Annotated in this window: 10 protein-coding genes; 8 read left to right on the top strand and 2 right to left on the bottom strand. The window is 71.5% G+C overall.

Features of this window, described 5'->3' with window-relative positions:
* Positions 1-139 precede the first annotated feature (139 nt).
* A complete protein-coding gene (locus AC4BGC_RS13700; RefSeq protein WP_490556268.1) occupies positions 140-1,048 on the top strand; it encodes an SDR family NAD(P)-dependent oxidoreductase in 909 nt (302 codons plus the stop codon).
* A 251-nt stretch (positions 1,049-1,299) separates the two neighbouring features.
* On the top strand, positions 1,300-3,489 hold the full coding sequence (locus AC4BGC_RS13695) for a DEAD/DEAH box helicase (RefSeq protein ID WP_490547855.1): 2,190 nt from the start codon (positions 1,300-1,302) through the stop codon (positions 3,487-3,489).
* An 8-nt stretch (positions 3,490-3,497) separates the two neighbouring features.
* Here AC4BGC_RS13695 and AC4BGC_RS13690 read toward each other — a convergent pair whose 3' ends face one another.
* Together AC4BGC_RS13690 and AC4BGC_RS13685 are read right to left on the bottom strand one after the other, a co-directional pair.
* Positions 3,498-4,670 carry a PAS domain-containing sensor histidine kinase gene (locus AC4BGC_RS13690; RefSeq protein WP_490556267.1) on the bottom strand — a complete coding sequence of 391 codons (1,173 nt, stop codon included), beginning with the start codon at positions 4,668-4,670 and terminating at the stop codon, positions 3,498-3,500.
* A gap of 106 nt (positions 4,671-4,776) precedes the next feature.
* Positions 4,777-5,583 (bottom strand): IclR family transcriptional regulator, encoded by an 807-nt coding sequence (locus tag AC4BGC_RS13685; RefSeq protein WP_490556266.1) that lies wholly within the window; start codon positions 5,581-5,583, stop codon positions 4,777-4,779.
* Positions 5,584-5,719: 136 nt separating this feature from the next.
* On the opposite strand from AC4BGC_RS13685, the gene AC4BGC_RS13680 reads away from it, so the two are divergent.
* The 6 genes from AC4BGC_RS13680 to AC4BGC_RS13655 all read left to right on the top strand — a co-directional run bounded on the left by AC4BGC_RS13680 (position 5,720) and on the right by AC4BGC_RS13655 (position 14,351).
* Positions 5,720-7,909 (top strand): malate synthase G, encoded by a 2,190-nt coding sequence (locus AC4BGC_RS13680; RefSeq protein ID WP_490556265.1) that lies wholly within the window; start codon positions 5,720-5,722, stop codon positions 7,907-7,909.
* Positions 7,906-8,337 (top strand): GlcG/HbpS family heme-binding protein, encoded by a 432-nt coding sequence (locus AC4BGC_RS13675; protein ID WP_490547860.1) that lies wholly within the window; start codon positions 7,906-7,908, stop codon positions 8,335-8,337. The genes AC4BGC_RS13680 and AC4BGC_RS13675 overlap by 4 nt, the downstream gene beginning before the upstream one ends.
* Before the next feature lie 10 nt (positions 8,338-8,347).
* Positions 8,348-9,871: an FAD-linked oxidase C-terminal domain-containing protein gene (locus AC4BGC_RS13670; RefSeq protein WP_490556264.1), complete on the top strand. Its 1,524-nt coding sequence runs from the start codon at positions 8,348-8,350 to the stop codon at positions 9,869-9,871.
* The gene (locus AC4BGC_RS13665; protein WP_490556263.1) at positions 9,871-11,130 is read left to right on the top strand and encodes an FAD-binding oxidoreductase; all 1,260 of its coding nucleotides are present in this window, start codon (positions 9,871-9,873) and stop codon (positions 11,128-11,130) included. The genes AC4BGC_RS13670 and AC4BGC_RS13665 overlap by 1 nt, the downstream gene beginning before the upstream one ends.
* Before the next feature lies 1 nt (position 11,131).
* Positions 11,132-12,532: a glycolate oxidase subunit GlcF gene (gene glcF / locus AC4BGC_RS13660; protein WP_490547863.1), complete on the top strand. Its 1,401-nt coding sequence runs from the start codon at positions 11,132-11,134 to the stop codon at positions 12,530-12,532.
* Between the two features lie 70 nt (positions 12,533-12,602).
* Positions 12,603-14,351, top strand: a complete 1,749-nt coding sequence (locus AC4BGC_RS13655) for an L-lactate permease (protein ID WP_490556262.1) — start codon at positions 12,603-12,605, stop codon at positions 14,349-14,351.
* Positions 14,352-14,439 lie beyond the last annotated feature (88 nt).

Below are 14,439 nucleotides of genomic sequence, written 5' to 3'. Positions count from 1 at the left end.
GACCCGGGACCCCTGACCTCGACGGACTTGAACCTCAGCACTGGCGGGGTTCACTGGACGAGAGCCGTGCACACCGAGGTGCACGTCCCCACGCACCGACGCGCACCCGGGGAAAATCGCGGCGACGACGGAGGCACTCGTGCAGATTGACACCAAGGTCTGGGTCGTCACGGGGGCTGGGAACGGGATCGGGCGCGAGCTGGTGCTGCAGTTGCTGTGGGGTGGTGCCCGGGTGGCGGCCGTCGACATGGACCGCAGCGGGCTCCAGGAGACCGTGACCGTGGCGGCGGTCGGCGAGCGGCTGTCCACCCACGTCGTGGACATCACCGACCGTGCTGCCGTGGAGGCGCTGCCCGAGGCCGTGCTCGCCGCGCACGGTCAGGTGGACGGGCTGGTCAACAACGCCGGCATCATCCAGCCGTTCGTCACGGTGGACGAGCTCGACTACCCGACCATCCAGCGCGTGCTCGACGTCAACCTGATGGGCACGCTGCACATGGTCAAGGCGTTCCTGCCGCACCTCCAGCAGCGGCCCGAGGCGCACATCGCGAACGTCTCGAGCATGGGCGGGTTCTTCCCGTTCCCGGGGCAGACGGTCTACGGCGCGGGCAAGGCGGCGGTCCGGCTGCTCACCGAGGGCCTGTACTCCGAGCTGCTCGACTCGCACGTCCGGGTCTCGTTGATCATGCCCGGAGCGGTCGCGACAGCGATCTCGCAGCACTCCGGAGCTGGCTCGGGGAACTCCGCCGACTCGGGGAACGTCCCGATGACGACCCCGGACAAGGCCGCCAGGATCATGGTGACCGGCATCGAGAAGAACAAGCTGCACATCTACGTCGGCACCGATGCCCGGCTGATGAGCCTGGCGATCAAGGTGGCGCCGCGTGCCGCGATCCGCCTGGTCCAGAGGGCGATGGCCAAGCGCCTCCCATCCCCCGACGGGGCCCTCGACGGGGCCCCCGGCAGTGCCGCCGGCCCCGTTGGACCGGAGGTTCTCGGCGGCCCGTCCCGGGGTGTTCCTGCTGCGGGACGTGACCGGGAGCGGTAGGCTTGGTGTCGTACCAGCCATCACTTGATGGACATGGGCTCCACGATGTTGGCGGGCCGTCGGCCGGCTGCCTGATCTGTCGCAGATCCGCGGGGCCCGTCGTCACCAGTCGCACCCAGTCGGACCACCCGTAGGGGGCGCAGCCGCTCCGGCTCGTTCCGTTCCTGGTCCGGCCCCTGGTCTCGGAGCCAGGGGAACTGTCCCACCCGCCGCGACCAGCGGCGTTCCGAGTATCTCCCGAGGAGGAGTAAGTGGCTCGACGAGGCACGCGCCAACCGGGCGCTCGCCGTTCGGCTCCACGTGCCCAGCGCCGGGCCCGTGACCTCGACGGAGAGGGCATCATCCCGGTGCTGGCCCGGGCCGTCCGCGAGGTGGAGACCGCCGCGCAGCGTGGTCCCGTGCAGTCCTCGGCCCGCACCAAGTTCCAGGTGGTGGCGCTGCTCGTGCGCGAGGAGCGTGCCCGGCTCAAGGCCGACGAGAGCCTCACCGAGGCCCAGCGCAACGCCCAGCTCAAGCGCCTCGACGGCGTGGCGACGATCCTGGCGAAGACGGCTGCCCGCGACACCTCGCTGCTGCAGCTGCTCGCCGAGGACTCCGAGGTCTCCGACGCCGCCCGCTCGCTCAAGCGCGAGCTCCTCAAGCGCGCCGGGGTGGAGGCGCCCCCCGAGGAGGCCGCACCCAAGCAGCAGGACGAGCCCGCCGCCACCACCACCCGTCGCGTGGTGCCGCAGTCGGTGGTCTCGCGCCAGCTCGCCAACCCGTTCCTCGCGCCCGACTTCTCGGCCGCGGCCAAGAACAAGTCCCACCCGCGCCAGCTCGCGACCTGGGAGCTGCTCGGTCCGCTGTTCCGCGCCTTCGAGTACGGCGGCGCCTCGTCCTGCATGAAGCTGCCCGAGCCCACGTCGCTGCGCACGCCGCAGGGCCAGGAGCTGATGCGGCACCAGGCCGAGGTCGTCGCGGCCGCGGCTGCGGGGCACCGGACCTTCCTGCTCGCCGACGAGCCCGGCCTGGGCAAGACGGCGCAGGCGCTGCTCGCCGCCCAGGCCGCGAACGCCTACCCGCTGCTCGTGGTGGTGCCCAACGTGGTCAAGACCAACTGGGCCCGCGAGGCCGAGCTGTGGACGCCGCGGCACCGCGCCACCGTGATCCACGGCGACGGCCACACCATCGACGGGTTCGCGGACATCGTGGTCGTCAACTACGAGGTGCTCGACCGGCACGTCGGCTGGCTCGGTGACTTCGGGTTCCGCGGCATGGTCGTTGACGAGGCCCACTTCATCAAGAACAAGAGCTCGCAGCGCTCGCAGCACGCGCTGCAGCTCTCCCAGCGCATCCGGGCACGGATCGCCCAACCGCTGCTGATGGCCCTGACCGGAACCCCGCTGATCAACGACATCGAGGACTTCCGGGCGATCTGGCAGTTCCTCGGCTGGATCGACGACAAGGCCCCGCTGGGGCCGCTGATGGAGTCGCTGGAGGAGACCGGGCTGACCCCGGCCGATCCGGGGTTCTACCCGGCGGCACGCACGAGCGTGATCGACCTCGGCATCGTCCGTCGCCGCAAGGTCGACGTCGCCGCCGACATCCCGGCCCGCCGGGTCGCCGACCTCCCGGTCGAGCTCGACGACGCCGTGGGCCGGTCCATCCGCGAGGCCGAGCGTGAGCTCGCCCGCCGGCTGGTGGCGCGCTACGACAGCGCTCTCGCGACCCGCGCCTCCGGTGTCGTGGTCGAGGGTATCGACCACGAGCTGGTACGCCGGGTCGCCGGGTGGGAGCGTGACGACACCACCACGACGAAGTCGGGCGAGAACGTCTTCAGCATGATGCGCCGCATCGGCCAGGCGAAGGCGGGCCTCGCGGCTGACTACGCCGCCCAGCTCGCGCACAGCGTCGGCAAGGTCGTGTTCTTCGCCAAGCACGTGGACGTGATGGACGTGGCGGAGGAGACCTTCGCCAAGCGGGGCATCCGGTTCGCCTCGATCCGTGGCGACCAGACCACCAAGACCCGCGAGAAGAACATCGCCGCCTTCCAGGAGGACCCCGAGGTGGCGATCGTGGTCTGCTCGCTGTCCGCGGCGGGCGTCGGCCTCAACCTGCAGGTCGCCTCCAACGTCGTCCTCGCCGAGCTCTCCTGGACCGACGCCGAGCAGACCCAGGCCATCGACCGGATCCACCGCATCGGCCAGGAGCAGCCGGTCACCGCGTGGCGGATCATCGCCGCGCAGACCATCGACACCAAGATCGCCGAGCTCATCGACAGCAAGGCCGGCCTCGCCGCGCGCGCTCTCGACGGGTCCGACGAGGAGGTCTCGTCCTCCGCCGACGTGCAGCTCGAGGCCCTGGTCGTGCTCCTCACCGAGGCGCTGACCCAGCGGGCGGGGACGACCGAGGACACGTTCTCGGGCGAGAACCTGACCGACGCCGGCCAGCGCATCGGCTGAGGGCCGACTCAGTCCAGCAGGAGCCTCAGCGGCACCGTGGCGCTGAACGTGCTGCCCACGCCGACCTTGCTGTCCACGGTGAGGGAGCCCCCCATCAGGGAGGTGATCTCCTGGGAGATCGCCAGGCCGAGCCCGGCCCCGCCGTACTTGCGCGTGGTCGACGGGTCAGCCTGGGTGAAGGGGTGGAACAGGGTCGGCAGCTGGTCCTCGCCGATCCCGATGCCGGTGTCCTCCACCCGTATCCGCAGCCGTGGGTCCGGGCCTGGATCGCGGACGACGTCGACGGTGAGGGACACCCGCCCCACCTCGGTGAACTTCACCGCGTTCTCCAGCAGGTTCGAGATCACCTGGGACAGCCGGAGGGCGTCCGCCTGTACCTGGTGCGGGACGTCGTCGGCGACGTGCCAGCCCAGGTCGAGGCCGCGGCGGTGGGCGAGCTTGGCGGCGTACGTCGCGGTCTCCTCCACGAGCGCGCGGACGTCGACGGCCGTCTCGTTCAGGGCGAAGGTGCCCGCCTCCATCCGGGAGAAGTCCAGGAGGTCGCCGACCAGCTGGAGCAGCCGCTCCCCGGAGCGGTCGATCAGCTGCACCAGGACGCTCTGGTCCTCGTCCAGCTCGGTCTCCATCAGGACCTCCACCGAGCCGAGCAGGCTGGTCAGCGGGGTCCGGACCTCGTGGCTCATGTTCGCCAGGAACAGGGACTTGGTGGCGCTCGCCTCCTCGGCCAGCCGGCGCGTGCGCTCGAGCTCGCGGCGCAGCTCGTTGCTCTCCGTGATGTCCTCCGCGACGCCGTGCACCCCCACGACCTCGTTGCTCACCACGACCGGCATCGCCGTGAGGCTCATCTCGATCCGGTGCCCCTCGCGGTGCAGCATGCTCGCCTGCAGCTGCTGCGGGATGCGGTCGACCGCGTCCTGGAACGCATCGACGGTGCGCTGCACGTGCTCGGGGCAGATCAGCGCGTCGAACCTGAGCTTCCGCAGCTCGGGGAGGGAGTAGCCGCTCAGCCGCAGCGCCACGGGGTTGGCGTCGACGAAGTAGCCCTGGAGGTCGACCGAGAACGCGGCGTGCGGGTTGTACTCGAACAGCGAGCGATGCCGCTCGACGCTGTCGGCGAACGCACGCCGGCTTCCGTCGTGGATGGGTCCGCCTGAGGTTCTTCGATGGGCCCTGCTGGTCACTGCCCGCGCCTTCCCGAGACCGCTGATGCGGGTATGGTTTCACGAAGCGCCGAGTTGGTGCACATAATGCGCTTAACCGGCGAGAGGCTCGCCACGGGACGCCGGCTCAGGCGAGATCACCGGCGAGGCGCCGTGCGGTCGAGTGCAGGACGGGCACGGCCTCGCGGATCAGGGCGTCGCTCATCCGCGGCGCCGGACCCGACACCGACAGCGCCAGGCGCAGGGTGCCTCCCGGCACCACGACAGCGACGCAGCGCACGCCCACCTCCTGCTCGCCCTCGTCGAGGGCGTACCCGCGTGCGCGCACCCGGGCGAGCTCGGCCAGGAGCGCGGCGGGCTCGGTGATTGTGTGCGGGGTGAACCGGGCGAGGCCGACGCGCTCCACGAGAGCTCCCACCTCGTGCTCGCCGGACTCGGCGAGCAGGGCCTTCCCCACGGCGGTGCAGTGCAGGTCCACGCGGCGGCCGACCTCGGTGAACATCCGCATCGAGTGCCGGCCGGGGACCTGGGCGAGGTAGGCGACCTTGTCCCCGTCGAGCATGGCGAGGTTGGCCGTCTCACCGATCTCCTCCACCAGGTGGCGAAGGTGCGGCAGCACGAGCGCCGACAGTGCCGTGGAGGAGCCCTCGGCGAGCAGGAACAGCCGGGGGCCCAGGGCGTACTGCCGCGACGGCTCCTGGCGCAGGTAGCCGAGGTCGACCAGCGTGCGCGCCAGCCGGTGCAGGGTCGGCGGCGGGAGCCCGGAGTCGGCCGCGAGCCTGGACAGCGAGACGGGGCCGCTGTGCGCCGCGACCAGCTCGAGCACGCGGAAGGCGCGCTCGAGCGACTGCACCCCGCCGGCGCGGGTGGGCCGGGCAGCCGCCGGGGCGCCCGCGGGGGGCCGGGCACCGGCCCGCTCAGGTTCGTCGCGCATGTCGTCTCCGCTCGGATTCCGCATCTCGGAACCACCCGGATCCTAGGCCCCTTGACACGAGCCAGTCCTGTCGATGAGGTTGTGAGGGGCGCCACACCGGGTTCCACCATACGAAATCGACTGCATCGGGAGTCTCATGGTCCAGCGCGTTCAGATCGGTGGGCTCGGCGTCGCCGCACCCCTGCACCAATTCGTCGAGGACGAGGCCCTGCCCGGCTCCGGCCTGGAGACCAACGTGTTCTGGGACGGGGTCGCCGCGATCATCGACGACCTGGCGCCTCGCAACCGCGAGCTGCTGGCTCGTCGCGAGGAGCTGCAGTCGCTGCTCGACGACTGGCACCGCGAGCACCCGGGTGCGCCCGACGCCCAGTCCCAAGGCACGGAGGCCTACACCGCGTACCTGCGCGAGATCGGCTACCTGCTCGAGGAGCCCGCCGAGGTCTCGGCGACCACGGCCGACGTCGACGACGAGGTCGCCCGGATCGCCGGCCCGCAGCTGGTGGTGCCGCTGCTCAACGCGCGCTTCGCGACCAATGCCGTGAACGCGCGGTGGGGATCGCTCTACGACGCGCTCTACGGCACCGACGTGGTCCCGCAGGAAGGGGACCTCGCGCCGGGCAAGGACTACAACAAGGTCCGCGGCGACGAGGTGATCGCCCGGGGTCGCGCCTTCCTCGACGAGCACTTCCCGCTGGCCTCGGGATCTCACGCCCACTCCACGTCGTACGCCGTCGACGACGACGGCCTCGCCGTGACCCTCAAGGGTGACGTCGTGCGGCTCGCCGACCCCGCGCAGCTGGTCGGCTTCCGCGGCTCCCGGACCGCGCCGGAGGCGGTGCTGCTCGTCCACCACGACCTCCACGTCGAGATCCAGGTCGACCCCGAGGACGCCATCGGGTCGACCGACTCCGCCGGCGTCAAGGACCTGCTGCTGGAGTCCGCCGTCTCCACGATCATGGACCTCGAGGACTCGGTCGCCGCGGTGGACGCCGAGGACAAGGTGCTCGGCTACCGCAACTGGAAGCAGCTCAACGAGGGCACCCTGGCCGAGGAGGTCACCAAGAACGGCAAGACCTTCACCCGGTCGATGAATCCCGACCGGACCTACTCCACGACGTCGGGCGAGGAGGTCACCCTGCGCGGCCGCTCGCTGCTCTTCATCCGGCAGGTCGGCCACCTGATGACCACCGACGCGGTGCTCGACCGCGACGGCAACGAGGTCCCCGAGGGCATCCTGGACGCGATCATGACCGCGTTGGGCAGCCTGTCCGACCTGCGTGGGACCTCGGAGCTGGCCAACTCGCGCACCGGCTCGATGTACGTCGTGAAGCCGAAGATGCACGGGCCCGACGAGGTCGCGTTCGCGGTCGAGCTCTTCGGCCGTGTCGAGGAGCTCCTCGGCCTGCCCCCGCTGACGATCAAGGTCGGGATCATGGACGAGGAGCGCCGTACCTCGGTCAACCTCAAGGCCTGCATCAACGAGGCCCGCGAACGCGTGGCATTCATCAACACCGGCTTCCTGGACCGCACCGGCGACGAGATCCACACCTCGATGCAGGCCGGCCCGATGGTCCGCAAGAACGACATGAAGGGCGAGACCTGGATCCAGGCCTACGAGGACCTCAACGTCGACATCGGGCTGGAGTGCGGTCTGCTCGGACGTGCCCAGATCGGCAAGGGCATGTGGGCCGCGCCGGACAGCCTCGCCGACATGCTGGAGGCCAAGATCGGCCACCCGAAGGCCGGGGCGACCTGTGCCTGGGTGCCCTCGCCCACTGCGGCGACGGTGCACGCGCTGCACTACCACCAGGTCGACGTGCACGCCCGGCAGCAGGAGCTGCTCGAGGGCGGGCGCCGCCGGGATCGTGACCAGCTGCTCCAGATCCCGCTCGGCGACCCGGGCGACTGGACCGACGAGGACCGCCAGGACGAGATCCAGAACAACCTGCAGAGCCTGCTCGGCTACGTCGTGCGCTGGGTGGATGCGGGCGTGGGCTGCTCGAAGGTCCCCGACATCACCGGGGAGAAGTTGATGGAGGACCGGGCCACCTGCCGGATCTCCGCGCAGCACGTGGCGAACTGGCTGCACCACGGCGTGGTCACCGCCGAGCAGGTCGACGAGACCCTGCAGCGGATGGCGGCGGTCGTCGACGAGCAGAACGCCGAGGACCCGACGTACACCCCGATGGCGCCGGGCTTCGACGGCTACGCGTTCCGCGCAGCGCGAGCCCTGGTGTTCGAGGGCCTGGAGCAGCCCAGCGGCTACACCGAGCCGATCCTGCACCGATACCGAGCCGAGAAGAAGCACGAAGGAGCGGCCCAGTGAGCGGGTTGGACCTGGAGGCCGCACGCACGATCATCGCCGGGGCCCGCGCCCACGGGGACTCCGCCGGCTTCAAGCCGCTGACCGTGGTGGTCCTCGACGCGGGCGGCCACGTGGTCGCCGTGGAGCGCGAGGACGGCGCGTCGATCAAGCGCTTCGAGATCGGCTTCGGGAAGGCGCACGGCGCCCTGTCGCTGGGGATGGGCTCGCGCTCGCTGATGGGCCGCGCCGAGCAGCAGCCCTACTTCATCGCCGCCGTCACCTCCGCCGTGGGCGGGGCCCTGGTGCCGGTGCCCGGTGGGGTCCTGGTCCGCAACGAGGCCGGAGACCTGCTGGGTGCCGTGGGCGTCACCGGCGACACCTCCGACAACGACGAGGCCGCGGCCGTGGCCGGCATCGAGAGCGCCGGGCTCACCGCCCAGGTCGACTGAGGAGACGGCCATGGCGTCGACGGACACGACCGCACCAGCAGGGGACCGCCCCGCGAAAGCCGACGCCGGCAGCAGCGCCGGGATCGCGGCCGTCACCGCGGTGGCGCGCCGGCTGCTCCCGGACCAAGCGGTGATCTCCGAGCGCTCGCGGCTGCGCACCTACGAGTGCGACGGACTCGCGCACTACCGGGTGACCCCGGCACTGGTGGTCATCCCGCAGGACGCCGGGCAGCTCGCCGAGGTGGTGAAGGCGTGCGCCGAGCACCGGGTGCCCTACGTCGCCCGCGGCTCCGGCACCGGTCTCTCCGGTGGTGCCCTGCCGCACGCGGAGGGCGTCCTGGTCGTCACCTCGCAGATGCGGGCGATCACCGCCGTACGCCCCGAGGACCAGCGGGCCGTCGTCGAGCCCGGGGTGATCAACCTCGACGTGACCAGGGCCGCCACACCGCACGGCTACTACTACGCGCCGGACCCCTCGAGCCAGCAGATCTGCTCCATCGGCGGGAACGTCGCGGAGAACTCCGGTGGTGCCCACTGCCTCAAGTACGGCTTCACCACCAACCACGTCGTCGGCGCCGACTTCGTCACCCCCCAGGGGGAGACCGTGACGCTGGGTGGGCTCGCGCCCGACGCCCCCGGCTACGACCTGCTCGGAGCCGTCGTCGGCTCGGAGGGCACCCTGGGCATCGTCACCTCGACCATCGTGCGGCTGGTGCGGCTGCCCGAGGAGGTGCGCACGATCCTGGTCGGGTTCGAGACCACCGACCAGGCGGGCGCCGCCACCTCGGCGATGATTGCGGCCGGCATCGTCCCCGCCGCCGTGGAGATGATGGACGCACTGGCGATCGAGGCCGCAGAGGCCGCGGTGCAGTGCAACTACCCGGCCGGGGCAGGTGCTGTGCTCGTGATCGAGCTCGACGGCGCCAAGGTCGAGGTCGAGCAGGAGTACGCCGACGTCGAGCGGCTGTGCCAGGAGAACGGCGCCTTCGAGCAGCGGCTCGCCACCGACCCCGCGCAACGGGCGCTGATCTGGAAGGGCCGCAAGTCGGCCTTCGCCGCGGTGGGGCGGATCAGCCCCGACTACATCGTCCAGGACGGGGTCATCCCGCGCACGGCGCTGCCCGAGGTGCTCAAGGCGATCGCCGACCTCTCCGGGGAGTCCGGGGTCCGGGTCGCGAACGTCTTCCATGCCGGCGACGGCAACCTGCACCCGCTGGTGCTCTTCGACGACACCGTCGAGGGTGCCGGCGAGGCGGCCGAGAAGGTGAGCGGCGCGATCCTCGACCTGTGCATCGAGCACGGTGGCTCGATCACCGGCGAGCACGGCGTCGGGATGGACAAGGCGAAGTACATGCCGCGGATGTACAACGACGAGGACCTCGACACGATGCAGCTGGTGCGCTGCGCCTTCGACCCGGACTCGATCTCCAACCCCGGCAAGGTGTTCCCGACGCCCCGGCTGTGCGGCGAGGTCCCCGGACGGCACAAGGGGGCCCACCCCCTCCAGGAAGCCGGCGTGGCGGAGGTCTTCTGATGCACACCGAGACCGTGAGCCGCGACGCGCACGAGGCGATCGCCTCGGCCTGCGCCGACGTGCACGAGCCGGGGGAGGGCGACGCGGTCGACGGGGTGCGGCCCGGGCTGGTCGCCCGGCCGGCCGACACCGCCCAGGTCGCCGAGGTCCTCCGGGCCGCGGCGGGCCACAGGCTCACCGTGGTGCCGCGAGGACGGGGGACCAAGCTGTCCTGGGGCCTCCCGCCGGCCGGCGCCGAGGTCCTGCTCGACCTCGGTGCGCTCGACCAGGTCCTCGACCACGCGGCCGGCGACCTGATCGCGGTCACGCAGGCCGGTGCCCGGCTCGACCACGTGCAGGACGTCGTCGGGACCGGCGGCCAGTGCCTCGCCCTGGACGAGACGGTGCCCGGCTCGACCATCGGCGGCACCCTGGCCGCGAACACCAGCGGTCCCAGGCGGGTCGCCACCGGCACCGCGCGCGACCTGCTGATCGGCATCACCGTGGTGCGTGCCGACGGGGTCGTCGCCAAGGCCGGTGGCCGGGTGGTCAAGAACGTCGCGGGCTACGACATCGGCAAGCTGATGATCGGCTCTCTGGGCACCCTCGCGGTGATCACCGAGGCGGTGTTCCGGCTGCACCCGGTTCCGGACACCCGGCAGTGGGTCAGCGTCCCCGTCGCCGACCCGGGCGCCGCCCAGCTGGCGGTGCAGTCGGTGCTCGGCTCGCAGGCCGTCCCGGCGGCGATCGAGGTCGAGTGGACGGCGCAGGGAGCAGGCGCGGTGCACGTGCTGCTCGAGGGGCGCGAGGAAGGCGTCCGTGGCCGGGCGTCGACCGTGACCGCGCTGCTGGGCGCGGGAGCCACCGAGTCCCCGGAGGACCCGTCGGGTGGTGCGGCGTACCCCTGGGACGTGAGCGCCACCGGGGACGACCGGGCCACGGCGCTCAAGCTCACCTTCGCCCTCTCCGGCCTCGCCGAGGTGCTCACGGTGGTGGCTGCCACCGGGATGACGCTGCGCGGGTCCGCGGGTGCAGGCGTGGCCTACGCCTCGATCGCGCCGGGGACCCCCCTCGACGACGTCCGGGGCGCGGTCGACCGGGTGCGGGAGGTGTGCACCCGCGTCGGGGGCAGTGCCGTCGTGGTGGACGCGCCCGCCGCGGTGAAGGCGGCCGTGGACGTGTGGGGACCGGTGCCGGCGCTGGAGCTGATGCGCCGGGTCAAGGACCAGTTCGACCCGGAGCACCGGCTCGCCCCGGGCCGGTTCGTGGGAGGGATCTGAGTTGACCGAGCAACACACCGACCAGAAGCAGGAGCCCGGTGGGCTGGGCGAGATGGGCAGCATCATCGACCTCGGGACCCCGGTCGTCGGCGGCGCATTCGACGAGCACCATCCGCCCGACGCCGCCCTGATCGGCGACTGCGTGCACTGCGGCTTCTGCCTGCCGACCTGCCCCACCTACGTCCTGTGGGGCGAGGAGATGGACTCGCCGCGGGGCCGGATCTACCTGATGAAGGAAGGGCTCGAGGGCGAGCCGATGACCGACGACATGGTGCAGCACTGGGACGCCTGCCTGGGCTGCATGTCGTGCGTCACGGCGTGCCCCTCGGGCGTCCAGTACGACACCTTGATCGAGCAGACCCGCGCGCAGGTCGAGCGCAACCACGACCGGTCGGCCAAGGACCGGGCGCTGCGCGCACTGATCTTCTCGCTGTTCCCGCACCCGAGGCGGCTCAAGCTGCTGCGCGGCCCGCTCCGGCTGGTGCAGCGCACCGGGCTCGACCGGGCGATGCGGCGTACCGGCCTGCTGGAGCGGTTCGCGCCGCAGCTCGCGGCGATGGAGCGGCTCGCCCCGCGCCTGGGCCAGCCGCTGCCGCTGCCGCCGTACATCCACGCGACGGGGGAGCGCCGCGCGGTCGTGGGCCTGCTCACCGGGTGCGTCCAGGGCGCGTTCTTCCCGGGCGTCAACGCGGCCACGGCCCGGGTGCTGCAGGCGGAGGGCTGCGACATCGTCGTACCGCCCTCGCAGGCCTGCTGCGGTGCGCTGTCGGTGCACAACGGCCGCGAGCCCGAGGGGCAGAGGTTCGCCCGGGCGCTGATCGACTCCTTCGAGGACTCCGGCGTCGACTACGTCGTGGTCAACGCGGCCGGCTGCGGCTCCACGATGAAGGAGTACACCAGGCTGCTCCAGGACGACCCCGAGTACGCCGACCGCGCCAGGGCCTTCTCCGACCGGGTCCGCGACGTCGCGGAGATCCTCGACGAGCTCGGCACGGTGGCGCCGCGGCACCCGCTCGCCATGTCGGTGGCCTACCACGACGCCTGCCACCTCGCCCACGCCCAGGGCATCCGGGCGCAACCGCGGCGGCTGCTCGAGGCGATCCCCGGGCTGGAGCTGCGCGAGATCGCGGAGGCGGACCTGTGCTGCGGCTCCGCAGGCGTCTACAACATCATGAACCCCGAACCGGCCCAGGAGCTCGGTGACCGCAAGGCCGCGAACATCGTGGCGACCGGGGCCCAGCTGCTGGTGACCGCCAACCCCGGGTGCCTGATGCAGGTCACCTCGGCGATCGAGAAGTCCGCTGCCCAGCAGGGGACCACCCCCATGGGGATGGCGCACACCGTCGAGGTGCTCGACGCCTCGATCCGGGGTGCTGCCGCGGAGTCGTTGCTGCCCACCTGAGCCCGAGCCACCGTTTCGTCCGACCGTTCACGATGAGGGAGTCACGATGTTCCAGCAGGACCTTCAACCGGTGGGTGACTCACTCGCCCTCAGCGCGCTGTGCGGTGCCATCCCGTTGGTCACCCTGTTCGTCCTGCTCGGCGGACTTCGGCTCAAGGCCTGGATCGCCGGGCTGATCTCGCTCGTGGTGGCCCTGCTGGTCGCGATCGTGCTCTTCGGGATGCCGGTCGGCCAGTCGCTGCTCGCAGCGAGCGAGGGCGCGGCGTTCGGGTTCTTCCCGATCCTGTGGATCGTGATCAACGCGATCTGGGTCTACAACCTGACCGTCACCTCGGGGCACTTCGACGTGCTGCGCCGGTCCTTCGAGAAGGTGAGCCCCGACCAGCGCATCCAGGCGATCATCATCGCCTTCTGCTTCGGTGCCCTGCTCGAGGCGCTGGCCGGTTTCGGCACCCCCGTGGCGATCACCGTGGTGATGCTGATGGCCCTCGGGTTCCAGCCGATCAAGGCCGCCGCCGTGGCCCTGATCGCCAACACCGCGCCAGTCGCCTTCGGCGCGCTCGCGACCCCGATCGTCACGCTGGCCTCGGTCACCTCCGGGGTCAGTGACGACGCCCGCCTCACCGTCGACACGCTCGGTGGGATGGTCGGGCGGCAGACCCCGATCCTCGCCGTGGTCGTGCCGCTGGTCCTGGTGTTCGTGGTCGACGGCCGGCGCGGCGTACGCAGCATGTGGCTGCCGGCGATCGTGGCCGGAGTTGCGTTCGGGCTGGCCCAGTTCGTCGCCGCGAACTACATCTCGGTCCCGCTCGCCGACATCCTGGCCGCCCTGGTCTCCGCTGCCGCCGTGGTCGGGCTGCTGCGGTTCTGGACGCCGGGTCACGTGCTCACCGCGGCCGACATGGCCGCCGACGACGCGGAGCGGGACGGGCGCACCGGTGAGGACTCGGCCGGCGACCTGGGCCCGGCCGGCGGGTCGTCCGGCTCCACGGGCGCCCCGACGGGCGGCTCGACCGGCGGCTCGACCGGGGACGGGACCGGGGTGGCGACCTCGACGCGCCCGGTCGCCGACCCGGGCTCGGAGGTCGCGAAGGCCTACGCGCCGTACGTCGTGATCATCGCGATCTTCTCGATCATCAACATCCCGGCGGTCAAGGAGTTCTTCGCCGAGAAGCCGTTCACGTTCTCGTTCGCGTGGCCGGGCCTCGAGGTGCTCAACACCGCGGGGGAGCCGGTCGCGACCACCACGTTCGCGTTCAACTGGCTGCCCGCGGCGGGCACGCTGATGATCCTCGCCGGGCTGATCACGATGGTGATCCTGAAGATCTCGCCCGCGGAGGGGCTGCGCACCTACGGGCGCACCTACGTGGAGCTGAAGTCGGCGATCATCACGGTGATGGCCGTGCTCGCGCTGGCCTACGTGATGAACCTGTCCGGGCAGACCGGCTCGCTGGGCGCCTGGCTCGCCGGGACCGGAAGCGCCTTCGCGCTGCTCTCCCCGATCCTCGGCTGGATCGGCGTCGCGGTGACCGGCTCGGACACCTCCGCCAACGCGCTCTTCGGTGCCCTGCAGGTGCAGACCGCGACCGAGGCCGGACTCGACCCGGTGCTGATGGCCGCCGCGAACACCTCCGGCGGCGTGCTCGGCAAGATGGTCAGCCCGCAGAACCTCGCGATCGCGGCCGCGGCGGTGGGGATGGCCGGCCGCGAGGGCGACATCTTCCGCAAGGTGATCGGCTGGAGCCTGGGTCTCCTCGCCCTGATGTGCGTGATCGTCTGGCTCCAGTCAACGGGAGTCCTCAGCTGGATGGTCCCGTAGACCCGCCGAGACGTCCCATCTGAAAACCCCAACCCCGCCGACACGTCGCATCTGAAAGACCCGGGTGACGCTCAACCCGATCGACGGC

This window comes from Nocardioides sp. Z38_18, from assembly GCF_058215695.1.
Note: the sequence above shows the minus strand (reverse complement) of the source record. Positions and strands in the feature narration are given on the sequence as shown.

Excerpts from the sequence above, each read along its gene's own strand:
- AC4BGC_RS13685 (WP_490556266.1), bottom strand. The coding sequence starts at position 5,583 with ATGCGCGACGAACCTGAGCGGGCCGGTGCCCGGCCCCCCGCGGGCGCC.
- AC4BGC_RS13680 (WP_490556265.1), top strand. The coding sequence starts at position 5,720 with ATGGTCCAGCGCGTTCAGATCGGTGGGCTCGGCGTCGCCGCACCCCTG.
- AC4BGC_RS13670 (WP_490556264.1), top strand. The coding sequence starts at position 8,348 with ATGGCGTCGACGGACACGACCGCACCAGCAGGGGACCGCCCCGCGAAA.
- AC4BGC_RS13665 (WP_490556263.1), top strand. The coding sequence starts at position 9,871 with ATGCACACCGAGACCGTGAGCCGCGACGCGCACGAGGCGATCGCCTCG.